The 23,994-nt window shown below is 56.6% G+C and carries 18 protein-coding genes and 4 pseudogenes; 9 read left to right on the top strand and 13 right to left on the bottom strand.

The genetic code is table 11. The features are described 5' to 3' along the window. Window positions 1-17: 17 nt before the first annotated feature. Complete coding sequence (locus tag ACSQ3J_RS30085) at window positions 18-1,916, top strand: potassium transporter Kup (RefSeq protein WP_436041015.1); 1,899 nt, start codon at window positions 18-20, stop codon at window positions 1,914-1,916. Window positions 1,917-2,485: 569 nt separating this feature from the next. Here ACSQ3J_RS30085 and ACSQ3J_RS30080 read toward each other — a convergent pair. The 4 genes and pseudogenes from ACSQ3J_RS30080 to ACSQ3J_RS30065 form a co-directional block, all read right to left on the bottom strand. Next, window positions 2,486-3,271 (bottom strand): annotated as a pseudogene (locus tag ACSQ3J_RS30080) (YihY/virulence factor BrkB family protein). 42 nt (window positions 3,272-3,313) lie between these two features. Beyond that, complete coding sequence (locus ACSQ3J_RS30075) at window positions 3,314-5,587, bottom strand: mechanosensitive ion channel domain-containing protein (RefSeq protein ID WP_436041008.1); 2,274 nt, start codon at window positions 5,585-5,587, stop codon at window positions 3,314-3,316. 121 nt (window positions 5,588-5,708) lie between these two features. Continuing rightward, window positions 5,709-6,962 carry a cation:proton antiporter gene (locus ACSQ3J_RS30070; RefSeq protein ID WP_436041007.1) on the bottom strand — a complete coding sequence of 418 codons (1,254 nt, stop codon included), beginning with the start codon at window positions 6,960-6,962 and terminating at the stop codon, window positions 5,709-5,711. A gap of 85 nt (window positions 6,963-7,047) precedes the next feature. Next, window positions 7,048-8,334 (bottom strand): DUF2254 domain-containing protein, encoded by a 1,287-nt coding sequence (locus tag ACSQ3J_RS30065; protein ID WP_436041006.1) that lies wholly within the window; start codon window positions 8,332-8,334, stop codon window positions 7,048-7,050. Window positions 8,335-8,538: 204 nt separating this feature from the next. Here ACSQ3J_RS30065 and ACSQ3J_RS30060 point away from each other — a divergent pair, with 204 nt between their 5' ends. Next, a complete protein-coding gene (locus tag ACSQ3J_RS30060; protein WP_436041005.1) occupies window positions 8,539-8,835 on the top strand; it encodes a hypothetical protein in 297 nt (98 codons plus the stop codon). A gap of 427 nt (window positions 8,836-9,262) precedes the next feature. Then, on the top strand, window positions 9,263-9,754 hold the full coding sequence (locus ACSQ3J_RS30055; RefSeq protein ID WP_436041004.1) for a hypothetical protein: 492 nt from the start codon (window positions 9,263-9,265) through the stop codon (window positions 9,752-9,754). A 2-nt stretch (window positions 9,755-9,756) separates the two neighbouring features. Here ACSQ3J_RS30055 and ACSQ3J_RS30050 read toward each other — a convergent pair whose 3' ends face one another. From ACSQ3J_RS30050 to ACSQ3J_RS30030, 5 genes are read right to left on the bottom strand one after another with little or no spacing between them, the layout of a single operon-like run. Further along, window positions 9,757-10,974: a GTP cyclohydrolase II gene (locus ACSQ3J_RS30050; RefSeq protein WP_436041003.1), complete on the bottom strand. Its 1,218-nt coding sequence runs from the start codon at window positions 10,972-10,974 to the stop codon at window positions 9,757-9,759. Then, complete coding sequence (locus ACSQ3J_RS30045) at window positions 10,971-11,558, bottom strand: CDP-alcohol phosphatidyltransferase family protein (protein WP_436041002.1); 588 nt, start codon at window positions 11,556-11,558, stop codon at window positions 10,971-10,973. The genes ACSQ3J_RS30050 and ACSQ3J_RS30045 overlap by 4 nt, the downstream gene beginning before the upstream one ends. After that, window positions 11,555-11,809, bottom strand: a complete 255-nt coding sequence (locus ACSQ3J_RS30040; RefSeq protein WP_436041001.1) for a Rieske (2Fe-2S) protein — start codon at window positions 11,807-11,809, stop codon at window positions 11,555-11,557. The genes ACSQ3J_RS30045 and ACSQ3J_RS30040 overlap by 4 nt, the downstream gene beginning before the upstream one ends. A gap of 3 nt (window positions 11,810-11,812) precedes the next feature. Continuing rightward, complete coding sequence (locus ACSQ3J_RS30035) at window positions 11,813-13,006, bottom strand: iron-containing redox enzyme family protein (protein WP_436041000.1); 1,194 nt, start codon at window positions 13,004-13,006, stop codon at window positions 11,813-11,815. 17 nt (window positions 13,007-13,023) lie between these two features. Next, window positions 13,024-13,692 carry a RibD family protein gene (locus ACSQ3J_RS30030; RefSeq protein WP_436040999.1) on the bottom strand — a complete coding sequence of 223 codons (669 nt, stop codon included), beginning with the start codon at window positions 13,690-13,692 and terminating at the stop codon, window positions 13,024-13,026. Between the two features lie 228 nt (window positions 13,693-13,920). Here ACSQ3J_RS30030 and ACSQ3J_RS30025 point away from each other — a divergent pair. From ACSQ3J_RS30025 to ACSQ3J_RS30010, 4 genes and pseudogenes are all read left to right on the top strand, one after another. After that, a pseudogene (locus ACSQ3J_RS30025) lies at window positions 13,921-14,418 on the top strand (DUF892 family protein). A 434-nt stretch (window positions 14,419-14,852) separates the two neighbouring features. Continuing rightward, window positions 14,853-15,284 carry a DUF2231 domain-containing protein gene (locus ACSQ3J_RS30020; protein ID WP_436040998.1) on the top strand — a complete coding sequence of 144 codons (432 nt, stop codon included), beginning with the start codon at window positions 14,853-14,855 and terminating at the stop codon, window positions 15,282-15,284. Next, window positions 15,281-16,663 (top strand): PQQ-dependent sugar dehydrogenase, encoded by a 1,383-nt coding sequence (locus ACSQ3J_RS30015; protein ID WP_436040997.1) that lies wholly within the window; start codon window positions 15,281-15,283, stop codon window positions 16,661-16,663. The genes ACSQ3J_RS30020 and ACSQ3J_RS30015 overlap by 4 nt, the downstream gene beginning before the upstream one ends. Window positions 16,664-16,794: 131 nt before the next feature. Next, window positions 16,795-17,096 (top strand): annotated as a pseudogene (locus ACSQ3J_RS30010) (Na+/H+ antiporter NhaA); the annotation flags it as partial. A 449-nt stretch (window positions 17,097-17,545) separates the two neighbouring features. Here ACSQ3J_RS30010 and ACSQ3J_RS30005 read toward each other — a convergent pair. Both ACSQ3J_RS30005 and ACSQ3J_RS30000 read right to left on the bottom strand, forming a co-directional pair. Then, entirely contained in the window at window positions 17,546-18,082 is a 537-nt protein-coding gene (locus ACSQ3J_RS30005) for a DUF2062 domain-containing protein (protein ID WP_436040996.1), read from the bottom strand. A gap of 274 nt (window positions 18,083-18,356) precedes the next feature. Further along, window positions 18,357-19,607, bottom strand: coding sequence for a glycosyltransferase (locus tag ACSQ3J_RS30000; protein WP_436040995.1), 1,251 nt, complete (start codon window positions 19,605-19,607; stop codon window positions 18,357-18,359). A gap of 112 nt (window positions 19,608-19,719) precedes the next feature. Here ACSQ3J_RS30000 and ACSQ3J_RS29995 point away from each other — a divergent pair, with 112 nt between their 5' ends. After that, window positions 19,720-20,022 carry a BON domain-containing protein gene (locus tag ACSQ3J_RS29995; protein WP_436040994.1) on the top strand — a complete coding sequence of 101 codons (303 nt, stop codon included), beginning with the start codon at window positions 19,720-19,722 and terminating at the stop codon, window positions 20,020-20,022. Window positions 20,023-20,139: 117 nt separating this feature from the next. Here ACSQ3J_RS29995 and ACSQ3J_RS29990 read toward each other — a convergent pair. Continuing rightward, window positions 20,140-20,914, bottom strand: a pseudogene (locus tag ACSQ3J_RS29990) (KUP/HAK/KT family potassium transporter); the annotation flags it as partial. Between the two features lie 38 nt (window positions 20,915-20,952). Next, window positions 20,953-22,215, bottom strand: a complete 1,263-nt coding sequence (locus ACSQ3J_RS29985) for a DUF2254 domain-containing protein (RefSeq protein WP_436040993.1) — start codon at window positions 22,213-22,215, stop codon at window positions 20,953-20,955. Between the two features lie 200 nt (window positions 22,216-22,415). On the opposite strand from ACSQ3J_RS29985, the gene ACSQ3J_RS29980 reads away from it, so the two are divergent. Beyond that, window positions 22,416-23,756, top strand: a complete 1,341-nt coding sequence (locus ACSQ3J_RS29980; RefSeq protein WP_436040992.1) for a chloride channel protein — start codon at window positions 22,416-22,418, stop codon at window positions 23,754-23,756. Window positions 23,757-23,994 lie beyond the last annotated feature (238 nt).

Here is a 23,994-nt window from a genome sequence, read left to right as displayed (position 1 = left end):
TTTTGACCTCAGTCCAAATGCGAGCAGACGACCCCGAAGTCCAAGGTTCGCACAGCGAAACAGGCTCTTTTCCCCTTCTGGTGCTTGGCGCACTTGGCGTGGTCTACGGGGATATCGGAACAAGCCCGCTCTACGCCTTTCGCGAAGCCTTGCACGCGTCCGGCCAAGTTCCCGATGCTGTCGTCGGCTCCGAGGTGCTCGGCCTCCTTTCGCTTATTGTCTGGACGCTGACGATCGTCGTCACGATTAAATATGTCGGCTTTGTTCTAAAAGCCGACAACAAGGGCGAAGGCGGCACGCTTTCGTTGATGGCACTAGCCCGAGGAAGCTTCACGGGTCGGCCGATTTGGGTTTTGGTCCTGGGTATCGCGGGTGCGTCACTTTTCCTCGGTGACGCAATCATTACCCCCGCGATCTCCGTGCTTTCAGCTGTTGAGGGATTAAAGGTCGTCGAGCCCAGGCTTTCGGAATGGGTGGTGCCCATTACCTTGTCTATCATCGTTGCCCTATTTCTGGTGCAACGCTTCGGCACAGGCCGGGTTGCCGTCGTGTTTGGCCCCATAACGGCCTTCTGGTTCCTCGCTCTGGGCGCCTCGGGGCTGTTTCATATCATTGAAACACCCGGGATTCTCACGGCGCTCAACCCATATTACGGCGTTGTCTTTCTGCTCTCCCATCTGGATATTGCGATCCTTATTCTCGGCGCAGTCTTTTTAGCTGTCACCGGGGCGGAAGCACTTTATGTCGATCTGGGGCATTTCGGGCGAAAGCCCATTGTCGTTGCGTGGTTTCTACTCGTCTTTCCGTGCCTCCTTCTCAACTATTTTGGCCAAGGTGCTTTTATATATGCGCATCCCGAAAGCGTCGAACATCCGTTCTTCGAGATGCAGCCTGAATGGGCCCGCCTGCCAATGGTCATTCTAGCGACGGCTGCCACGGTCATTGCGAGCCAGGCCGTGATTTCCGTTGCCTACTCCCTGATCCGTCAGGCGATGCATCTCAATCTTTTGCCGCGGTTCAACGTCAGGCACACATCGGAAACGCAGGCCGGCCAAATCTACCTTCCACAGATCAATATGCTTCTTCTGATCTGCGTGATCGTGTTGGTGGTCAACTTCAGAAATTCAAGCGCCCTGTCGGCTGCGTACGGTATCGCGGTCACGGGGGAAATGTTGATTACAGCGATCCTTCTGTTCGTGGTCATGCGGCGCATCTGGTCCTGGAGCCTGATGGTGACCTTGGCAGTCCTCGTCCCTCTGATCGTTATCGACATCGGTTTCTTCGTGGCCAATGTCGCAAAATTCACGCAAGGAGGCTGGGTGCCGATTGTCGTTGCAATGGTTGTAGCCTTCCTGATGCAAACCTGGATGTCGGGTCGACGCCTTCTGGCCAAACGGACGAAGGCGGACGAGATCTCGCTTGATACTTTGATGGGAAGTCTGGCAAAAAAGGACTTCCCGACCATACCCGGAACCGCCGTATTCCTGACCAGCGAGGTCGAGGGAGCGCCAACGGCCCTTCTGCACAGCTTGAAGCATTACAAGGTGCTGCACGAGCAAAACGTCATTCTCAGCGTCGTCACGTCATCGTCGCCGTTCGTGGTTGATGAAGAAAAAATCTTCTTCGAAAGCTTCAACCCAAAGTTCAGTCGCGCGATCATCACATTCGGCTACATGGAAACGCCCAATATCCCCAAGGCATTGATCCTGGCGCGCAAACTGGGCTGGAAATTCGATATCATGTCGACGTCATTTTTTCTGTCACGACGGACCCTCATTCCTTCAGCCAAAGGTGGAATGCCGTTCTGGCAGGACAGGGTATTTATTGCGCTGGCTGATAATGCGAGCAATGCAACGGAATATTTTAAGTTGCCGACGGGACGGGTCGTCGAATTGGGAATCCAAAATACCATCTAAAGGTGCGGTCGGTCGAGTCCGGTCGGTAGCAACGTTGCGGAGTAAATCGCAGAGGGCTGTAAGCGAATTTTCGGTGGCAGTGCAACCATTTGCAATAAAGGCGGGCCGAAAACGACCAGCCAATCCCTTCGAGACCCCTTGCCCGGTGCGAAGTTTCGGTCGCTTCCTGAACGGAGCGTCGTTTGCCGTCGCGCGTATCCTCTGGTCGCGCGGCGGCATTTTGTCTACCGGTCGCCTTCGATCTTACATGCGCGCTCACAACTTCAGCTCGTTGATTTAGACTGTTGCACTTGCTTGCGCCGGAAACGATGTCACCGGACGGGCCACCAGGTTAAACCTCCGGTTTACACGCAAAATTCTGCCTCAGCCTTGCATCGAATTCAATTTTTCGCCTCCCCAATGGTATCGGCGACATAGGCCCCCCGATCCCCTAGTCGGCGCGGCTCGCCGGTCGTTGAATCCTCGGCCGTCTGGCGTTCAAGCTCGGCGTTGATTTCCGCCCCCAAAATTAGAATAACTACCGAGATCAAGATCCAGACCATAAAGCCGATCAGAGCGCCCAGCGTGCCCTAGGTGGCATTGTAGTCGGCGAAATTCTCAAGATAGAACGAGAAGAGGATGAACGCGACCAGCCAAAGCGATGTGCTGAATGCGGTGCCCCAGGTAAGCCATCTCAACTTCGCGTGCTCTCTGCTCGGTCCATATCGGCAGATCATCGTGATGCCGACTCCGACCAGCAGGAGCAAGGCCGGCCAGCGTGCGACGGCGGCCAGCAGTTCAGCCCATCGGTCAAGCCAGAGGTACGCCAGAACGGCCGGAACGATGGCGACCGCCGTTATCAATGCGATCGCTATGATCAACGCCCGAATGTGTGCCAAGGGATAGGGGATTCAGCCTGATGAAACTTCGTTTTCCGTTTCCCCATAGGCTATATTCATAGCGTCAAAGAGTGCCTTGATGCCGTTGTTCGCACTCCAAAGGGCCACCAAAAAACCTGTAACGACGCCGATACTCAGTGTGGAATTTTTCTGTTGGGAGAGCGCGTCGAGTTGACTGAGGATGAGATCGAAAGACCCCGGGGGAAATGCCGAGGAAAGGAATACAATGTGCTGTGAGATTGTAAGTTGGTCGGAAATAACACCATAGAGCGAAACGAGCGCGCCAAGGGCCGGGAACATTGCCAACAGCATATAATACGTCGCGCCGGCGGCGATCAGGGTAACGCGGTCTGCGGAAACCTCTGACACCACTCGCCAGAATACGTCGCGCAGGCCGCGAAGTGGAATTTGGCCCGGAGCCTGCGCCGTCCGACCCCGGTCGATTTTTGCTGTCTGGTGGGCGTCGTCGTGAGCCATCAAAACCTCTCAAAAACTAGTGGAGTTGCTTTCAAGGCGGGTTCAATTCTCCAGATCCTCGCTATCGGAGGCAGCCGACGAGGCACGCGTATCCGTGCTGGGATGGCGTCTGCCGCGAGGCGGCCCGTGGTCCCGAATGGAAACATGAGCGGGCGGTGCATCGCCGTTCTTGTCGATCCCGAAATAGACCGTCTGGTGGGGAAAGGGAATCTCTATACCCCGTGCGTCGAACACCTGTTTGATGGCGCCATTCATGGCGCGACCGATTGCAAATTGCATGCCCGGCCGTGTTTTCACGCGCACGCGAATGATGACCGCGCTGTCGGCCAATTCCTGCACGCCAAACCATTCCATCTCGCCAAGGATCATAGCGTCGATTGCCTCGTCCTGGCGAATTTTGTCAAATGCCTCTAAGACGGCCAAGCGCGCTTCCTCAACATCCTCCCTGTAGGCGATGCCGATATCCCCGAGGTAACAGGAGAAATCGCGCATCAGGTTCGTCACCATGTCCACGGAGGAAAACGAGATGATATGATAAGCGCCACGAATATCACGTAGACTGACCGAACGGATGGTCAGACGCTCCACGGTACCCGTCGTGTCTCCCACCGTGATGACGTCGCCGACATTGATGGCATTCTCCAGTTGGATAAAGACGCCATTGATTACGTCCTGCACGAGCTTCTGCGCACCAAAGCCGATCGCAAGGCCAAGCACGCCCGCCGAGGCCAGCAGCGGAGCAATATCGAGGCCCAATTGGGACAGTGAAAACATCAGTGTAATCACGACGATGGCGATCGTCGCCGCATTGCGCAGCAGCGAGAGGAGTGTCGTTTCGCGTGACGTCGCCACCGAACCGAAGGCCGGATTGAGGCGATAATCCACCCACGATGTCAGCGCCAGCCACAGAATATATGAGAGCAGCAGGATCAGGAAGACGGATGCGATCGCACCTGTGAAGGCAAGACCGATACGCGACTGGATCAGCGCCGCAAGATCGAAAACGCCGATAGCAGAAAGCACGGCGCTGACGACCAGGGCAAAGATGACAAGCCGAAGGATGGAGAGAAAGCGCGGAACGAGACCGTTGACGCGCCTTTCCAGAAGGGGGAGTCGTTGATTGACATTTTCCGGCAGCGTTACGCCCCTGGTCACGGCCCGGGCTAGCCATTCGGCGATAACAAAGCCGACAATAATCGCGCCGAATGCCTGGGCGCTGGCCATAAGGACGTTAAACAGGCGTTCGGCCGGGCCGATCAACACAACGAAAAACAGGAGAGTGAGGTAAGCAAGGATCGGCCAGTGCCACCGGCTGGCAAGGAAGCGCATCTGCGCGTGTCGTGGTGTATGGTCCGGCGTTTCCATAAGCCAGCTCGATACCACCTTGCGGTTGGACAACGTAGCCGCAACGGCGATGACGAGGGCAACAAGCGCTATGAGCCCCGAGACCGCCTGCCCGGATGCCTGAGAGACTGAATCAACCAGGATTGGCTGAAGCAGAAGTTGGCCATAACCAAGAATGGTGATGATCCAGGACAGCAATCGGCTTACCTTGCGTGCGGCCTGGTCGGTGATCCGCACCAGACGCAGTGCGCGTGTCGAGGGAGACACGATCGTCCTGACGACCACCTTCGCCAACTGCACGATGGTGAAGGCATTCAGATAAAGGGTCTGCTGAATATCCATCCGGCCGAGTTCACCGAAGACAGTCAGGGCGGCCAGATACCCTGCCCCCCACGCCAACAAAACAATGGCGATATCAAGCAGCGCGGAGGCAACGATCAGGAATAGCTTCTCGAAGATCCCAGCCGACACGGCACGCTTGCCGAATGACCGATCAACGCGGCGTGTCACCAGGCGCAAACCGGCAAAACAGCCGTAAGTGACGATGATGACGAGCGCCAGATTTCTCAGCGTCATCAATAGCACCTCCCCCTCGGCAACATTCAGGTTGGCGAATGTTGCGGGTGCTGCGGCAAGCTGCTGGGCGAAGATGACGGATGAGTACACGGCCGTCTGGGCAAAATTTCGTGTGATTGCGGCAATCCTGTTGCCGATGGATAGCTCCGGCGGCGATTGCTGCGGTTCGGCTGTCGTTGCCTCGGGAATGGACGCAACTTTTTCCAACTCATCGAGAAGCGCTTGCCTCGACGCATCATCTCGCAAAACCTTGATCAGATTTTTTAGATTTTCGCTTTGGGCCGGCTGCTCGACTGACACGCTCGATGCGGCGGGTTCTTGGCCATTTGCCGGCGGGCCGGCCGCGAGCATCACGAAGACAGCGAGGAAAAATGATCGGGTCGTTGTGAATGCCATTGGTTCTCCCAGCATCCATCGGTAACGAACGCACTGCGGCAAGGAAGGTTCACTCCCGTTACCTAGTCGCGTGTTACCCCGCGTCAACCGTTCGTCCCCAGATAAGCTGCCGGGAAAGACGTTAGTCTGCAGGCTTTGCCAATGTCCTTTGCGCAACCCATGCCAACGTCATGCCTTGCACGATGATGCTGAACAGCACCACAGAATAGGTTGCGGCGAGTATAGCGCCCTTGGCACTACTGCTTGGCAACGAGAGCGCCAGCGCCACCGAGATGCCTCCCCGCACACCTGCCCAAGTCAAAAACGGTACGTTTCTCGCTGCCAGTTTGGTTTTGAACGGCGACAAGAAAAGAGGGGCCGAGATGGCAACCAGTCGTGCCACAAGAACAGCGGGGATGGCGATAACTGCAACCACCAGGGACTTCAGGCTTGCCGCGAGCACTAGCACCTCGAGCCCGATCAACAGGAACAGAATGGAATTGAGGACCTCGTCAATAAGCGTCCACAGCGCTTCGACATAGCCTTCCGTCGTCGTGCTCATGGCATCTTTCTTGGCGCGATGCCCGATGATGAGTCCCGCCGATACCATCGCGAGTGGGCCGCTCATGGCGAGCTTATGGGCAATGGCATAGGTTGCCATCACCAGCGCAAGCGTGATCAGGACTTCGACGGGATAGTCATCGATGGCGCGCATGGCCCGATAGGATATGTATCCGGTCGAAATACCAAGCATCAGACCCCCAGCAGCTTCCCATGCCAGCAACTCTGCAACGTCGAGCACCCCGACCGCTTCTGCGCCATGTCGTGCCGAAGCGATGCTGACCAGGAGTGTGAACAGCACGATTCCGATACCGTCGTTGAACAAAGCTTCCCCCTGCATCTCGACCTGTTGCGCCAATGGCACGCGCACTGTCTTGAGCACGGCGAGGACGGCGACAGGGTCGGTTGGACTGATGAGAGCCCCGAAGGCAAGTGCCCAAGCGAGAGAAACTGGGTGGCCGAGAATATTGGTGGCATACCAGAACGACAGTCCGACTATCGCCGTCGAAATTAAGGTACCAAAAAATGCGAGATATGCGACCGGCCAGGCTCGCTTGCGCAAGTCTTCAAAATTAACGGTCAAGGCCCCGGCGAATAGCAGGAAGGCAAGCATTCCATCCATCACCACGGACGAAAAGTCCACGGCGCGAAGCGTTTTAACGACCTGGTCGTAAACCGGTTCGCCCGGAAAAAGGAATTCCACGGTAATGAGAACAAGCGACGAAAAGAGCCCCATGATCAACAAGCCAACCGAGTGCGGCAGCTTGAAGACCTTGCGGTTGATCCAGCCAAACAGGGCGCAAAGCGTCAAAAGCAAAGCTATCAAATCAAACATCGATAAGGCCAAGATCAAAGTTCCGGTTTTGCAAGGGCGGTTTCAGGGCACAATCCCTCATGGTCCCCATCATAGATATGCGTTTTCACGTCGCCGATTTTTTTTCGTGCGCTCCGATGATCGCTTCGGCGACATCCCTCACGCGTTGTCTATCCCCTTCGAACACCAGCCTGAGTTCGGCACGCGCCAAAGCGTCGATGGAATGGCGCGTGGCGTTTTCCCGATACCGATCGTTGTCAAAGGCCGAAAGCGTTCGGAAGGTCTTTTGTAATCTTAGGCAGATCTCCACCAGGCTCGCGCCATCTCGGGCGATCGGCGTGAAGAGATCGTCGAACACGTCCCCGAGTTCGATCGCGGGAACATAGACGTTGGAATAAGGGATTTCGCTCTCCAATTCCTCATCAACCGGTTCATGCCAGATGGCAAGAACCCGCAGCGCCCGGGTAATGACGTCAATCGCTGTCCCAGGATCATTGATCGCTGGCGACAGAGCCCTCGATGCAATCTCCGCCAGCACGGACGCGCCAAAACGCGGGTCCTGATCGAAGGAGCGGGTCGGACCGATGGAGAAACAGTTTCGGATCGATGCCTCCTGTTCCTCATCCTTCATGCCCTCCGAAAAGGCGATCGGCCGGATCGGATCGACAAGTTCGCCGGGAATGGAGCACACAAACACCTGTCCTCCAGCATTCTTTGCGTAACGCGATAACGCACCGGTATCGAGGTGCTGCACGTATCCAAATGTCGCGACAAAAATCGGACGGGCGTCTGCCGGTATGTCGGCACTTGGGCCACGTAACGGCTTGCAGCCGAGGTACGGTCGTTGTCGCCGCGAGCGCATCGCCTCGCTCGTCGCTTTCTCGACCCGCTCGGTGGTCTCGGTCACACGCCCAAGCCGCGACAGATGATCGATCCAGCGCAGCAAAGTGCCGACGATCAGGATGATCACGCCGATCGTCACGAGAAACAGGACCAGTCGCCCGCTTTCCCCATAAGCACCGGTGCTCAGTGCGATGATTCCGACCAGGCTGAACAGAAACGAACCGACGAATGTTGCCAGGACATTCTGTGTCGTGCTGTCCTCCATAACGAGCCTGGTCGCACGTGGCGTGACGTTGCTCGTCGCTGCAGAATAGGCTGACACCATCGTGCTCAATGAAAATGTCGTCACCGTCAGCATGCTGGAGGCAATTATGCCCAGGATGTTGTCGACGGCATCCGCACCGATCTTTGTCGGAAGGTCACTGGGGATGTAGGGACTGACGAAAATCGCGATCAGGGCTGTTACAATGGCAAGGACGGAGAACAGGGTTGCCCGGAACCAGATCCGGCGCATGATCTGGGAGAAAAGCCAAAGCCAACGTGATGTCATGAACAGAGTTCCAGTTCCGCAAACATCCACACATAGGTCGATCGACGCCGGCAGCGTTTTATCGGTTGAAAGCGATTGTTGGACAACATCCGCTATGACGTCAAGTTTTTGACCATCCTGACCTGATGATCCTCGGGACCATCATTGTAACAGGGAACAAAGACAGCTCTGGATAAGTTCCCTCACACGCAAGGAGGAAACTATATGTCTTATAGAAACCCAACGAAAATCATTGGTGGGCTGAGCCTGGTTAGTATCCTCCTTGCCTTTGGCTCCATGGGTGTGGCATCCGCACAGACATCGAATGCCCCCGGCACCGAAAACTGTGCTATCGACTCCGACAGCGCCAAGGACAAAAGCGTCACCGGAAAGCTTGACGAGTGTAACAGTGTTTTAGTTCCGCCAAAGGTGGGCGACAGTGAGATTATTGCTCCGTCGGAGGCCACGGGATCAATGCCGGTGATAAAGCCCGGCGAACTTCCTACCAATAGGAACCCCTGACCCCCTTGCATGCTACAGCACGATTGGCGAAAGGAGATAAATTCGCTGATGAGAGGACGGTAAATCCGAGCGAGGACCTAGGTTTGAGATTGAAGGTCTTGAAGGGATCGGAACCGTCGGCGCCGTGAGCGCATCCGCTTAAGCCGCTGGAAAATAATAACGTCCGCCGCGTAACGCGAAATTATGGAACTCACTCGCATTGATTTGGTTCCAGTAGGCAAGGCACGGCCATCGCACAGCATTGAACGCAGGCCCTATGATTCAAATCGACGGGGCAGTTCCGTCCCAAGACTGTGGCACCCCGGTGCGGACTGGAACTTAGCTGTCGAAATGTGTCGATCACTTCAGGATTTAATCGGGCAGCGCGACATCAACTTGGAACGTTCCGCCATCACGGAGGTTTTTGGCCCATCTTGGGAGGGTAACCATGCGCGTCCACCACATTGCCATTCTACTTCTTCTGCCTCTTGCATATCCTTCGGCGGCATACCCGCGCGACTTCCTTGCGGATCTGTCTGGTAAATGGGCCGGATCGGGCCAGGCGTATCTCAAGAGGTTGGGAGACGTGACCGCTGGCTGTTCAGTCTCGGTCAGCGGTTCGCCCAAGAATGCGACAATGAATGGAACTTGCCGATTCCTGTTGTTTCGTCAGTCCCTCGGTCTGACTTTGGCGAAGGTATCCAATAACCGCGTGACAGGAACGTATACTGGTGCCAGGACCGGACCCGCTCAGTTAAGTGGAACTATGCGCGGCGATAAACTTATTCTCAATGTCACTTGGGGCGCTCCAGTCAACGGAGATCGTGTCGCTCAGATGGTGATCAAGCGGACGGGCGAGAACAGTTTCGAGCAAACGGTCATCGACAAAGTCGAGGGCAAGATCCGGACAACGTCACGGTTTTCGTTCAAACGAAAATAGCGTCAGGCGGATGTCTCGGTGAAATAGCCGGCCGCCTTTTTGGCAGATATCTCCACTGCCGCTCCAGGGCCGATCAGACGGGTGGGAAGCTCTACCTGCTTCACTATATCGATCCCTGCAGAAACGACGGCATCTCGCTTATCGTTGCTCATTGACAACCAGGCGTCGATCCGCGTGACGCCCAGCCAATGCAGCACGTCGACGGCAAGTTCCTGATATCGCACGTCGCGCACTCCCGCCACTTCCTCCGTCCGCGAAAAATAGTCGTCGGCTCTGTCACCTGATCGGGCGTTGCGCCGCGCATTGTAGACCAGATATTTGACGACCTCGCCCAGCGCACGTCCTTCCTTGCGATTGTAGGCGATGACGCCAAGCCCGTTCTGCTGTGCAGTGCGGACGCATTCCTCTGCTGCAAAACCGAGATAGGATCGACATGTGCACATGTCCGATCCGAAGACATCAGAACCGTTGCATTCGTCATGAATTCGGCAGGCGATCTTCGTATCCGCCTTTCCAAGCAACGCGGGGTCGCCGAACAGATAGACGCTGGTCCCGCCGATGGGCGGGAGGAATGCCTTGAACTCCGGGCGGGCAACCAGATCAGGATACATCCCTCCACTCGCGTCAACCAAAGCACGTCGCAGGGCGGTTTCCGTTATGTTGAGGCGGTCGGCGATGCCGGGCAGCCACCAGACAGGCTCGATAGCGATTTTTGTTACCCGGACCCCTCCGAGGCTGTCGACAATGCTCCCATCCGCGACAAGCCTTCCTGCCCGCAGAGCATCGGCGATCTCCGGCATCATCAGCCGACCGTCCGTCACCGCGATTGTCGGCTGGACCTTGCGGCCTGATGCGATTTCAGGGGCAAAATCGCCAGCCACCCGGTGGCCCCAGGGATCGAGAGCGACGATCTTGCCGGAATCGGACCACTGGGGGAATGGCCCGATGTTGACGGATGGCGTCGTATTCCCAAGGTCTGGAGTGTGAGACGCAGACAATGCGCCCGATGCTATCGCGATCGCACTGTACGGCGCGAACGGTCCGGCATGAACTCCGATGGCGTTTCGTCCCGGTTGTGAACCCGCAAGGATCGGGCCTCGTTCTAGCGGCGACGCTGCGTCCCAGCAAAGGTCGATCGGCGGAAACAGGCGTTCAACCGCATTCGCATTCGTTTCCTGCCTCGGCACGATGTTGTTGGCAATGGGACTGTGATTTCTCATGGCACTCCGACCGTCGCAAACATGTGGGGCGCGTCGAGGTTCGCACCTCCACGCAGAATGTAGGCAATTTGCTCGAGCCTGCTGATGCCGACCACTGCTGCGGCCAGTCCGATGATGTCTTCCCATCCAGTCAGATAAAGAACTGGCCACAAGGCGAAAAGGAGAAGCGCCCCGGCCTTGGCCGACCAGAAATGGAACATCATCAGCTTGCCAGTGAGAAGCCAGGAGGCGATGAGATACAAGAGCGGGCCGCCGAACAGAACTGCCAATGCCAGCGAATGGCGTGAAGCAATCTCAGGATAGGAGAGGAGCAGGAAGAACAGTATGGCGACCGAAAAAATGTTGTCGACAATGGCGTCAAGGCGAGCGCCATATTCCGATGCGCGTCCAGACTGCCGAGCAAGCCAGCCATCGATCAGATCGGTTGTCGATGCTGCCAGATAAACCACGATCGCGTAACCGAGGTGGTGATAGCTTTCCAGCAGAAGGATCGGAACGATCAACAGGCCACGGCTGACCGTCACGACGTTGGCCAGTTTCAACGACCCCTCTTCCAAGACGATCTGGCCATAGAGGACGCTCATGACGGCTCCACGCAAAGTCTCAACGTGGTGTCGCGTGCGATCAGTCGCTCGATCGAGTAGGCGTTATGGTGCATCGGACAGACGATCTGCTCTTTCTCGTTGATGTAACCGAACTTCAAAGGGCCACCACGGTGAGGGCATATGTTGGGTACGAGATAGAGTTGGCCACGATACGAGAGCAGGAAGTATTCCACACCGCTCTTGACAATGGGTGGGAGATCCTGGCCGATCCAGCTTGCGTTCTCGCCCATTTGTCAAATCTCGCGCGCGACGCTTGAAAGGGGAAAACGCTTGAACGCGGCGGGGTCGGTGATGATGCCGATCCCACCGATCTGAAGCGCGCGCCGCTCCGTCGCGTTATCACTCGGTACCGTGCAGCTGGCTGGCGCCGACAGGTCGGCGCGCATTCCAAACTCCGCTGCTCCGTCCCGGACCGCTTCCTCGAATGCCGTCGTCACCTCGAGCATGTGCTGTCCAGAGCGCTCGAACGCCATCCGCGTCAATTCTGCTCCAACGACTATTTCGATTCCGACATCCGGCCCGAACTTTGAAACCAAGGGGGTGACGACTTCATCCGCCACCATTGCCGAATGATGGATGTCGATATGGGCATGTTCGCCGAAGTAGTGAGCATCGACGCCGGGATGGAAACGCTTCAAATATCGGAAGTGTTCTTCCGTCGAGCGCTGGTAGCTTGCCTCTGCATAGAGCAGGAAGCCAATCTGAAGAAACAGGTTGCGGGGGCTCTGGAACATGAAATGGATGACATTGTGCAGTTCCAATGTCGGCGTGTCGAACAGCGCCCAATAGGTGTTGTATTCCTCGCTCAGATCGAACCCGCGCATTGTCGATCGAAAAAGTACGCTATGCTTCTTGCCATGGGTGCCGTATCCGAACTCATCGATGAGAATTCTAAACAGGGCGGATTGAGGCTCGCCATATTCGCCGATCACCCCCAGTGCCGAGGCGGATGCCTCCGCCAGCAGATCCACTGACGATTGGATCAGGAAATTGCGGTAGTGGTGAGTGCGCGACTGCGATTGCTCCAGAAATGCCAGGAATGCGCTCGGCAGGCTTTCTTTGAGGGCCGGAACCAGATTGCTCACATAAGCGGCGCAGTCCTGCCCGGCCGCGATATTACGCGCGTTTTCAACCAAAGGGGCGATCAGGAGATCTTCCAGATCTGCTCGCATGGCGTCGAGACGCAAAATTTCGCGCGGATCGTAGTGCCGCTGTAGGCGCGCCACAATTGACTCGCTCGGCGCGGCGCTAGGCAGAAGGACATAGCGGCCCTGATAGCTTCGCATCAGCGTCTGATGTTGAACGTATCTCTGAAGCTCCGCGTAATCGCTCGTGACGAGCGAGGCGGCGTCCGTGCGCACGTCGTAGACACACGGAGGTGCTGCGCCGGCGCGAGCTGCAAGACGTTCTCCAACATCGGACAGCATTTGGCGCGTAACTGCGTTCATGCTCTCACCGTCATCGGCTCGTAGATTGTCACGGCCACACCACTCTTGCTAAAGCACTCGACGAGCCGCCATCTGGTCAAGTCGAATGCATCTCCCGGCTCATAGGGATGCATATAGCTCGGAGCCTGCATCGATCCAGTGATCACCGGAATATGTTTTATGATGATGCGGTTCACCAACCCAACTTGATGCAGGCTGTGGAGCAGGCGGCTACCACCTTCGACAATCATGGTCTTCACGCCACGGCCCTCCAGAATATCCATGAGAGCCACCAGATCGACGCTGCGCTCGCCGCACGTGAGCACGTCGACATTGGGTTTCGCCGCCAAGGCGGCCACGTCGGCATGCTCAGCCATCCGGGAAACGGCGACGAGCGTCGGCACGCCGTCGTTGAGAAGCTTTGCGTCCAAAGGCAGTTTAGCTCTCGAGGACGGGATGACGCGCAATGGATTTGGTCCGGGAGCATGGCGCACCGTCAGTTCTGGATCATCCGAAACCACGGTTCCCGAACCGACCATAATTGCATCGTTCAACGCCCGCTGCGCGTGGAACCAGGCGCGCAGGTCGTCACCATAGAAATCGAACAGATCTTTACTGGAGGCCTTTGGACCGAGTGACAGTTTCCCGTCGATCGTCAGTTCGGACAGGGTTGTGATCTCGATCATGCGGTTTCCACTCGATACGCTTTAGAAGGTGGAACTGGGTCGCCGAAATTCAAGCGGTCCGGGTGCGTATTAATGCTGGGAAATCCGCGCCCCCGCGCGTCTGCGCCTTACTTTGATCTAGACTGCAGCTGTCGGCCAGCAAGAAGGCAATGCAAACAGGGATCACCGCCGTGTTATGCGTCGGAAACGTCGTTCTTGTAGTAGAACTGGTGAGCCAGCGCGCCGATGATAGGACCAGCGACCAGCACCCAAAATACGACTTTCAAAACATCGGCATGGGTATCGGATACCCTAAAAGACGTTCATTACGCTGAGAATGCCATCGCCAAAGCACTGCCAAAAGTATCCAAGGCGGTGAAGAATGCCGAGCTTAAAAAGGCGGTCGATCACCGCCTCGAAGAAACCAAGGACCAGATCAAGACCGTCGAAGGTTTTCAAGACGATCAATGTAAAGCCGGAAGGCGTCAAATTTGGTGCCACGGACGGCCTGCTGAAGGAGGCTGAAGATTTAATCCAAGAAGGCAAGGGTGTTGCCCTTTATACGGGTATGCTCGCTGCCTGCGAAGCGGTCGAGCATTATGAGATTCCTCGGTATGGGTCCTTGCGCGAGTGGGCCAAGCTTTGGGGTAACGAGGAGGCCCACGTCTTCCCCAATGAAATCCTCGAACAGGAAAAGCTGCAAACAGCAAGCTTACGAACATCGCAGTGACAGCAGTCAACAAATGATCGACATCCAAAATTGGGCGCGAGGCAGATCGGATATCTGACTGACGCCTGACCTGCCTCTCTGCTGGATTGGGCCCCGCCTTGCCGGCCCGTCAGATGACAAGACGAAACGAATCCGGACGTCGCTTGGTCTTCCACGACATTCCAGGAGTCAAAAAGGGCTACCTCCGCCTTGTTACATCGAGAGCTGGATCTCGGAAATCAGCTTAATCTTCTCCGTAATGGTATCCGGGGCGGTGGCGTGGATGTGGATATGGAGATGGAGATGGAGATGGAGATGGATATCATAACCCATGCAGCCGCTGAAGGAAGTGATGGCGACCTACGCGGTCTGGCGGCGTAGCGCTCTGCCAAGCGATTGAAGCCTCGCTTTGGAACAAAACAGCGTCTCAATCGTAAGGAAGGAATATCAACAGACAAGGAGGGAACAGGCCATGCAAATTTCACGAACTCATCGCCTGGGCTATCCCTTTCAAAAGCTGTTCGTCCCTGTTTCTTTAGTCAGTTTCACGTTGGCGCTCGCAACCGACGTCGTGTTTTGGCAAACCGCCGACCTAATGTGGCAGAATTTTTCGGCATGGCTCCTGTTTGCCGGGTTGGTCGGCGGTGCACTTGCTGTAATTGCAGCGATAATTGACCTGATACGGCCGGAGACCCGCGCTCTGCGCGCCTCTGTGCTAGAGGTTCTGGGTTTCATCGTCGCCCTCCTTCTCGCCTTGATCAACAGTTTCGTTCATGCAGGGGACGGCTGGATTGCGGTAGTGCCGCTGGGCCTTGCTCTTTCCGGGGCGACGTTCGTCGTCATCCTGTTGACACTTGTTTTCGCAGCACGAGCGGCCCGCACATCGAACTGGAGCGCACAATGACTCAGGTTTTCTTTCGTATGCCGATCGTCCTTCTTGCTGCGGTCTCCACGCTTGCGCTTGCCGGCTGCGATCAAGCACCTGACGATTTCGACACCGCTCAGCAGATTGGGGCCGATCCAGTCCTGCCTGAGCCCTCATACGAACTCCTGCCTGATTTGAAGGTCGCCGAAGTCGTGGGCTGGCAGGACAACGAGATACCGAGCGTGCCCGACGGACTGGAGATCACGCCTTATGCAAAGGACCTTGCCAACCCTCGCACCGTGCATACACTGCCGAACGGCGATGTGCTCGTCGTTCAATCCCGCGGGCCTGAAGTCGAACCTCTTTCCCGCCCCAAGGACATGATCCGCGGATGGATCATGTCGATCGCCCATGGGGGCGGTGGCGAACAGAAGGAGAGCAATATCATCACACTGCTGCGTGATACCAATCGCGACGGAAAGGTTGATGAACGCCATGATCTTCTGAAAAACCTCGGCTCGCCCTTCGGCGTCGCCTGGATTGATAACACGCTGTATGTGGCAGCGACCGATGCCATTCTCGCTTATCCATACGCTCTCGGGCAAACCGAAATTACAGCACAACCCAAAATGTTGACGCCACTGCCGGGTGGCCCAATCGACCACCACTGGACCAAGGACCTAGCGTTGAGCCCGGATGGGCGCTTCCTTTATGTCTCGGTCGGATCGAACTCGAACATTGTCGAAAATGGCATTGAGGCGGAAAAAAACCGCGCCGCGATCTGGCAGGTGGACCGCCAGACCGGTGCCTTCCGTGTCTTCGCGTCCGGACTTCGCAACCCGAACGGCCTTACCTTCAACCCACAGAGCCGAGAGCTCTGGGCAGTCGTCAACGAACGCGACGAGCTGGGTCCGAACCTCGTTCCCGACTATGCGACTTCAGTCAAAGACGGCGCGTTCTACGGCTGGCCTTGGAGCTATTACGGCGACCATGTCGACGACCGTGTTCAACCGTCGCGCCCGGACATGGTCGAGAAGGCAATCAAGCCAGACTATGCTCTTTCAAGCCATGTGGCAGCGCTAGGCCTCACGTTTTCCCTGAACTCTGCGCTGCCCGCGCCTTTCGTTAACGGTGCCTTTGTTGGGGAGCACGGCAGTTGGAACCGCAGTGCCTTCAATGGCTACAAGGTCGTCTTCATTCCATTCGAAAACGGTCGGCCCTCCGGCAAGGCACAGGATGTTGTGACCGATTTCATCAAGGGAGATCAAGCCCGCGGCCGGCCAGTCGGCGTCGGCATTGACGGAACCGGTGCCCTGCTTGTCGCCGATGACGCCGGCAACACGGTCTGGCGCGTCGCCGCTGCAGACGGCAGGGTGACACCGCAACCGATTGGGACCGACCAGATGTCCGAACAGTGATGATGGTGCCGGCGATAAAAGTTGGGGAGGATGCGGATGGGTGCTCGCACTGAGAGACTGCTGCCGAAGAAAGATCCCTTGGCGCGCGGTTATAGCCGTGCGCACCTAGGTAACCCGATTTATTTGGCACAGCGGGGGCCATACCGGGCGTGTTGCTCGAACCAATCACCCTCCGTGTTGCTGCCGGACTGGTGTTCGGCAAGACCGGCCTCGCCGACCTTCCCGCCAAAGCCAGTTGGGGCCAGACGCCGGCGCCGCGCTGCTGTGTGGCATTGGTTTCACCATGAGCCTGTTCATCGGCCTTCTCGCCTTTGGCGATCCGGCGTTGCAGGATCGCGTCAAGTTCGGGATTCTGGCGGGGTCGCTGATCGCCGGATTGAGTGGTTGTACCATCTCGAGGGTCAGCGGGCGCAGGGTCGCCAAGCCAGAATAGGTACTGGCGGCGCTAGCCCAGCCAGCCGCCCAGACCCGCGACAACAAACGCAATCTGAACGATGGCTACGGCAGTTAGCGCCATCCACACGAGGGTCATTCTGCGGCCCTTGAAGATCAGGTGTCATCCTTCCGCAATCTATTCGAAATCGAAAATACCTGCATAGCCAACCCTACTGCGATCGGCAGCCGAGCTATATCTGTTGTCGATCGCGCATAGACTGGAAGAAAATGATGGTAGACCAGCCGCAGAGGATCGAACACGAAAACTCTGCCAAAACCGTTCTGTTGATCTGTTGATCGGCGGTATGGCGGTGCTGGTGAGCTTGTTGGCGAGTTTGTCGTTGGTCCTATGGCCTCTTTAAACGCGAGTTCATGAAGGGCCATTCTGGCCTGAGGAGAGAGGCCAGGTCTTCGCTTCCAAAGACTGGCGGACCCGGCTTTCGGGTTCTACAAAGTTGGCCGCTTTCCGAGCCGCTGAGAAGCGCGAACGCATTGCCATGTCAACACATAGAAGACCGCGCCGCATAGCGCGGCGAGTGGAAGGCCGCCGATAAGCAACGGTTTCAAGACCGGATGCCAGAGTGGTCGGAAATCGAGATGGCGGAGCAGGGAAAACAGGTTGGCTTCACCCACTCTGTCCGACGGCTGCTGACCTAACAGATAAATGCCAATCCGATAGGCGACGGCAAAGATAAGCGGAAAGGTAAGCGGATTCCCAAAAGCCGTCCCGAGAGCCGCCGCGATCATGTTGCCTCTCAAGATAAAGGCGAGGCAAAACGCCATGATGAAGTGAAAGCCCAAGAAGGGTGTACAGGACACGGCGACCCCTGCTGCAACGCCGGCCGCAACGGCATGGGGCGTCGCTTTCAGTCGAATCACTCGAATGGCGACATACCGAATGGACCGCGATATTCCCTTGCGTGGCCAAAACGCGGCACGGATCCGTTGGGCCAGTGAGGGCGGCTTCCGTCTTCTGAATAGCATCCCTTGACCTTCCGCTGCATGAGCGCTTGGATCTCGACCGACGATATATCGAGAGACCTGCGGATGGAATGCGAGGACATCGATATATGGCAGGGAGCGTATTTTTCATGCACGCGCGTATTGGCTCCAACGTCTCGAATAAGCGTGAGAACGCCACAAGAAGAATGCGAAGGTGACCGCTGGCTTAAACCTTGGTCCTGACTTGCCCACTAGGGTTGAAATCCGGACTCTCGACGTGGCAATAGCCGGCGCCGCAGGGCGTCGATCACGGACTTCACGGCTCCGCCAAACTTTTGTTTGCAGCGGCCTCAATGAAGCGGACGGCGGTGGCAATACCGTCCTCTTCCCGGATCCTTGAGCCAAGCGCTTCAGCCTGGCGACGCATAAGTGGGGCATCCATGGCTACGATTGCTGCCGTCAAGCGCTCAACGGACAGTGCTCTACGGTTGAGATGAAGCCCAACTCCGAGTTCCAGAACCCGCCTTGCCCAGAAAGGTTGATCGCCGAAGAACGGGCAGATGGCCATGGGCTTGCCGGCCCGAAGAGCTGCTGCGGTTGTCCCGGCTCCACCATGGTGGATGATCGCGTGCATGTGGGGAAACAACCTGTCATGAGGCGCGTCACGGATAATGTGAACGTGTCGGGCTCTTCGTTCCGCGGAAAGGGCACCGCTTCCAAGGGCCAATACGCCCCGTTTGCCCGTCCTTGCGAGCGCTTCGAAAACAGTGGCCGTCATGCGATCTGGATCCAACCCGGGCATGCTTCCGAAGCCGACATAAATCGGCGGCGGCCCGTCCGCGAGGAAGGCTTCGACGTCGTCCGGCAGTCGCCAATTCTTGCTGTCGAGAAACCAGTAGCCACTGACCAGGACGTCCCTGCCCCAGTCCGGAGGGACCGGAACCGTATGGCGACTGTAGGCGTAGAGCGTGCCACTTAAAGCAACAGCGGGTGTCCTCCGTCGCGTCAGGCCAAGTTGTTCCGCCCTCCAGGCCGAGAGGATTTTACCGAACAGCAGGTCGGCGCCCCTGATGGCTGCGGTATGGCTGATCCGGTTGAGCCCGCCCAGATCCTTGAATGGCAACATTGGACTGGGAAAAGCGGACGTTGGGGTAAAGCCAGGCAGGGGTGAAGCCAGTATAAATCGGCGCTGAAGCGCCTCCGCCATATGTGGAACCGCGATGGCTTTCGGGTGATACACGAAGATATCAGGCATAAACGCTTGGGCCGCTTTCCATTCCGCGTCTAGCAAGGCTCGCATCATCGGACGGACGTGTTTGAGAAGCTTGAGACCGGCGCTGAACCCCTGGCCGCCAGCAATCGCTGCCTTTCCGTCTGTGGTATCGATCAGAGCAAGCATCTCTCCCGGCAATGGTGCGAAGGCGATACCATTGTCCCGAACCATATTTTCAAACTGAACCGGGGCAGCAAGCTGCACGCGATGGCCCTGCTCCATCAATCCCAATGCCAAGGCGATATAGGGCTGAACGTCTCCTCGCGTACCAAACGTATGGATGGCCACCCGCATCGTGCATCACCTTTCTTCGTATTGCATCAGAATTAACCGCATCCATCGGCACGATAGAATTCGTAACCGTGCACGTGACATACCCGTGAAAACCTGACAACATGAACGGCAGATGAACGGAATCTGCCGCCGAGACCGATTCTCCCAAAAAGGAGTTACCGTCATATTTGCTTTATTCAGTCCTACTATCGGCTCAAGTGGTACCGGATGTTCGAGCCTTGCAGCTTCTGTCACGTCAGCTATCGCCTATGGCGAAGGCATGCAACATGTCCGCATCACTGCCCGCGCCGAATACGGGATGGTTCGCCTTGAGGGAACTGCGCCGACATTGACGATTGCGGACCGCGCGGTAGCGATCGCAGTTGAGGTGGCCGGATGCAATGTGCGCAGCGATATCACCCTGAAACATCACTAGATCGACAGAGGCGCCACTTGTCGCAAGCTCCCCGCGCAGGTCGCCTCAAAGAGCTTAGCTCGACCGTGCTCATCCGAATGCTGCCGAAGCCGAATTCTTAAGCGAATAGCGTCCGGATCAGATCGTAACCTGAATGCCAAGCTCGACAACACGACCCGTCGGAAGTTGGAAATATTCGGTGGCGGTGCTGGAATTGCGGGCAAGACCAATGAATACGCGATCTTGCCAAAGTGGCATACCGCCCTTCACCGATGGCCTGATCGTGCGGCGCGACAAAAAGAACGACGTCGACATGATATCGAACTTCCAGAGGAGTTTTCGTGCGAGCGCAAGAGCCTTCGGAATATTCGGCGTCTCCATGTAGCGAAGGTGATGACGGCACGGCTGAACAACGGATTGAAGCTCTCAAAGCGAATTTTCTCGTCATCCGGCACGATCGGCGAGCTGGGTGTTACCACACTCAAAATCACATTGTGTTCGTGCAGGACTTTGTAAGGCTTGAGGCTATGAATAAGAGCAGTTGGCGCACCCTCCACCTCGCTGGTCAGAAAGATCGCTGTTCCGGGAACTGTCGTGGGTTGCATTTTCATCAGATTGCCGAGAAGGAAGTCTAGCGGCACGTCGTCCGCTTGGGTCCTGTCGGACAACAGTTTGCGACCTGAAATCCATGTCTGCATCAAAAAAGCGATGAAGATGGCAACAACTGCTTGAACCAAGCCGCCTTGGGCGAATTTCGCGACATTGGGAGCCAAGGACCCAGCATCGATGATGAGAAGCGGTAAGGCGACTGCGAGTGCCGCGATCAATCGCCAGCGCCATATCTGCCGCATGACGAGGAGGTCTCCCCGGTCACCGCGATACCGTATGTCGCCGACAAAGCAGTCGAGCTTCTGCCTGATCTGGAGGCCGTCGCAGCAGCCCAAAAATCGGTCATCGCCGTCCGACTGTCTCTGCAACCTCCCTGACACGGGTTAGGTCACCCTCGAAAACGAGCCCCTTTTCCGCGCGCGCCAGGGCGTCAATCGAATGCCGGCTGGCGTTTTGTGCATATCGGTGATCGTCAAAGGCTGCGAGCGTTCTAAGCGCCTTTTGGAGCCGAAGGCAAACCTCTACCAAGCTGGCGCCATCGCGTGCGATCGGCATAAAGAGGTCATCGAACACATCGCTGAGTTCAATTGCGGGCACATACACATTTGTGTGGAGGATTTCGTTTACCGTCTGTGGATCGACCGGCTCGTTCCAGATGGCAAGTACGCGAAGCGCCCGTGTGATGACATCAATTGCCGTGCCGGGATCATTGACCGCCGGCGATAGCGCTCTCGAAGCAATTTCGGACAAGACAGACGCGCCAAACCGCGGGTCCTGATCGAACGAGCGAGTTTCTCCTATCGAGAAACAGTCCCGGATTGAGATTTCCTGCTCCTCATCTTTGATCCCATCCGCCCACGCGATTGGCTGGGTAGGATCGACGAGGTTGCCCGGAATGGCACGAACGAAGACCTGCCCTCCAGCTCCCTTCGCGTAACGTGACAGCGCACTTGTATCGAGATGCTGCACATAGCCAATCGTTGAAACGAAGATCGGACGAGCCGTCGCAGGGATGACGGCCTGATCAAGCAATGGGTTGCAGCCCAGGTAGGGGCGCTGCCGCCTTGAGCGCATGGCATCGCTCGTGGCCTTCTCGACACGTTCCGTGGTTTCCGTAACCCGGCCAAGCCGTGACAGATGGTCAATCCATCGCAGCAGTGTAACCACGATCAAGATAATCACACCGATCGTAACAATGAACAAAATGAGCCGCCCGCTTTCCCCGTAGGCACCAGTGCTCAGTGCGATTATCCCAACAAGACTGAACAGAAACGAACCGACAAAGGTCGCTAGAACATTCTGCGTCGTGCTGTCCTCCATAACAAGCCTGGTCGCGCGAGGCGTGACGTTGCTCGTGGCTGCGGAATAGGCCGAGACCATCGTGCTGAGCGAGAATGTCGTTACCGTCAGCATACTGGAGGCGATGATACCGAGGATATTGTCTACGGCATCCGCACCGATCTTCGTTGGCAAGTCGCCTGGAATGTATGGACTGACAATGATAGCGATCAAAGCCGTTGCAACGGCCAGAACAGAAAACAATGTTGCTCTGAACCAGATTCTACGCATGGTCTTAGAAAACAGCCAAAGCCAGCGTGATGTCATTGAAAGTACCCGATTTCGAGACACGGATAGATAGGTCACCCCTGCCAGACGACAATATGTGACAGCGTTTGCTTTATAAGAAAAGCAGAAAGAGGGGTTGCAATAGGCCGCAACCCACTGATTAAAACCCTGGAAGAGAGGCTAGCTCAACGGCCCGCGCGAACACCTCCTGTGATCCAAATAACAAGAAACTGATTGAAATGGCGCCCCATTATCGAAAGTCAAAGCTATTTCGTCGTTCTCGAGTGGTCTGGGGATCAGCAAGGATCTGGAAGCCAAGATTGGTTTTCTGGACGGGAGCACTGGCAATAGGTGTCGTCAGCGTCGTTTTTGCGGAACTCGCGGATTTTGCTCAGAAGGTGTTTGCAGGTGTCACCGCCTCCGGCGAGTGGGCATTCCTGCTGCCTCTTGTCATCACACCCTTGGGTTTTGCGCTTTCAGCTTATGTCGCTGCACAGTTCCTTCACAATTCCCAAGGCAGCGGGATCCCCCAGGCAATCGCCGCCCGTCATTTGCGTGATGACGATGACCGCTCGCATCTCTTGTCGCTGCGCCTCGCTTTCGGGAAAATTGCGCTGACGGTTCTCGGCCTTCTCTCCGGAGCGTCGATAGGACGCGAGGGGCCGACGGTCCAGGTCGGCGCCTCATTCATGCTCGCGGTTGCGCGGTTCGGAGGAATGGCCCAGACGCGTGGCCTCATTCTTGCGGGCTCTGCCGCCGGAATTGCTGCGGCATTCAATACGCCACTTGCGGGTATCGTTTTTGCGATCGAAGAGATGAGCCGCACCTACGAATCCCGTACAAATGGTCTGGTTTTGACGGCAGTCATTCTTTCCGGTTTGGCCGCGCTGGGGATTTCTGGAAGCTACAACTACTTTGGAACGGCGTCCGTTGCCCCAACTCATCTCGACGATTGGGGCCTCGTGCTTGCCTGCGGTGTCAGCGGCGGAGCGCTTGGTGCTGCCTTCAGCGGGTTCGCACTCTTTGTGGGGGCACGCATCCGCCGCTGGGCGCATCCTGCCCCGTTGAAACGAATGGTCTTGTTTGCCCTCGGGTGTGGCGTCGCAGTGGCGGTGATAGGCATTTTATCGGGTGGCAATACGTTTGGAACAGGCTATGATCGGGCGAGGAGCGCGGTCGAAGGCCAAACCCTGCCTGCGCTTTTCTTTGTCGAAAAGTTGATCGCAAGTTTTGCCTCGATGATGTCCGGGATACCAGGAGGCATATTCGCACCTTCCCTGTCAGTTGGCGCAGGCCTTGGGAGCACGATCGGTTCGATGATGGGAAGCAGCATCGCGCTTGCCGCTATCCTGGGTATGGCAGGTTATTTTGCTGGTGTTGTTCAGGCGCCCATGACAGCCTTCGTCATCATCCTCGAAATGACAGGTGACCATGATGCCGTCATCTCTATCATGGCGGTGTCCATGATCGGATATGTCACATCGAGAGTTTTGTCGCGCGAGCCTCTATACCATGGACTGTCACGAGTGTTCATTGCTGCAGCCATCCGCGCGAAGCGGGCGAAAGAAGGTTCTGAGTAAGGCCTAGTCCACTGTGACCTTATTTACGGATGAAAAACGAGCCAGTTTGAACTCCTGCTGGGGCAGCAGGAAGAGCTGTTCGGAGACCAACGTAAATTACTCAATTGGCTAACTTCAAAAAGTGTAGGTTGAAGCGTATGCGACGTCCACGCCCCATAGATTTTTCGGTTGATCTACGGGCCGTCAAATGAGCTCACCGAAGAGTATCTGACGAGCTCATTGTGAGGCTCTGATGCGG

The sequence above is a fragment of the Rhizobium sp. LjRoot98 genome (genome assembly GCF_964252935.1).
In the GTDB taxonomy this organism is placed as follows: Bacteria; Pseudomonadota; Alphaproteobacteria; order Rhizobiales; family Rhizobiaceae; genus Pararhizobium.
Note: the sequence above shows the minus strand (reverse complement) of the source record. Positions and strands in the feature narration are given on the sequence as shown.

What these genes read in the sequence shown, in the direction of transcription:
- ACSQ3J_RS30085 (WP_436041015.1), top strand. Translation starts at nt 18, where the DNA reads ATGCGAGCAGACGACCCCGAAGTCCAAGGTTCGCACAGCGAAACAGGC.
- ACSQ3J_RS30075 (WP_436041008.1), bottom strand. Translation starts at nt 5,587, where the DNA reads ATGGCATTCACAACGACCCGATCATTTTTCCTCGCTGTCTTCGTGATG.
- ACSQ3J_RS30070 (WP_436041007.1), bottom strand. Translation starts at nt 6,962, where the DNA reads ATGTTTGATTTGATAGCTTTGCTTTTGACGCTTTGCGCCCTGTTTGGC.
- ACSQ3J_RS30065 (WP_436041006.1), bottom strand. Translation starts at nt 8,334, where the DNA reads ATGACATCACGTTGGCTTTGGCTTTTCTCCCAGATCATGCGCCGGATC.
- ACSQ3J_RS30060 (WP_436041005.1), top strand. Translation starts at nt 8,539, where the DNA reads ATGTCTTATAGAAACCCAACGAAAATCATTGGTGGGCTGAGCCTGGTT.
- ACSQ3J_RS30055 (WP_436041004.1), top strand. Translation starts at nt 9,263, where the DNA reads ATGCGCGTCCACCACATTGCCATTCTACTTCTTCTGCCTCTTGCATAT.
- ACSQ3J_RS30050 (WP_436041003.1), bottom strand. Translation starts at nt 10,974, where the DNA reads ATGAGAAATCACAGTCCCATTGCCAACAACATCGTGCCGAGGCAGGAA.
- ACSQ3J_RS30045 (WP_436041002.1), bottom strand. Translation starts at nt 11,558, where the DNA reads ATGAGCGTCCTCTATGGCCAGATCGTCTTGGAAGAGGGGTCGTTGAAA.
- ACSQ3J_RS30040 (WP_436041001.1), bottom strand. Translation starts at nt 11,809, where the DNA reads ATGGGCGAGAACGCAAGCTGGATCGGCCAGGATCTCCCACCCATTGTC.
- ACSQ3J_RS30035 (WP_436041000.1), bottom strand. Translation starts at nt 13,006, where the DNA reads ATGCTGTCCGATGTTGGAGAACGTCTTGCAGCTCGCGCCGGCGCAGCA.
- ACSQ3J_RS30030 (WP_436040999.1), bottom strand. Translation starts at nt 13,692, where the DNA reads ATGATCGAGATCACAACCCTGTCCGAACTGACGATCGACGGGAAACTG.
- ACSQ3J_RS30020 (WP_436040998.1), top strand. Translation starts at nt 14,853, where the DNA reads ATGCAAATTTCACGAACTCATCGCCTGGGCTATCCCTTTCAAAAGCTG.
- ACSQ3J_RS30015 (WP_436040997.1), top strand. Translation starts at nt 15,281, where the DNA reads ATGACTCAGGTTTTCTTTCGTATGCCGATCGTCCTTCTTGCTGCGGTC.
- ACSQ3J_RS30005 (WP_436040996.1), bottom strand. Translation starts at nt 18,082, where the DNA reads ATGCTATTCAGAAGACGGAAGCCGCCCTCACTGGCCCAACGGATCCGT.
- ACSQ3J_RS30000 (WP_436040995.1), bottom strand. Translation starts at nt 19,607, where the DNA reads ATGCGGGTGGCCATCCATACGTTTGGTACGCGAGGAGACGTTCAGCCC.
- ACSQ3J_RS29995 (WP_436040994.1), top strand. Translation starts at nt 19,720, where the DNA reads ATGAACGGAATCTGCCGCCGAGACCGATTCTCCCAAAAAGGAGTTACC.
- ACSQ3J_RS29985 (WP_436040993.1), bottom strand. Translation starts at nt 22,215, where the DNA reads ATGACATCACGCTGGCTTTGGCTGTTTTCTAAGACCATGCGTAGAATC.
- ACSQ3J_RS29980 (WP_436040992.1), top strand. Translation starts at nt 22,416, where the DNA reads ATGGCGCCCCATTATCGAAAGTCAAAGCTATTTCGTCGTTCTCGAGTG.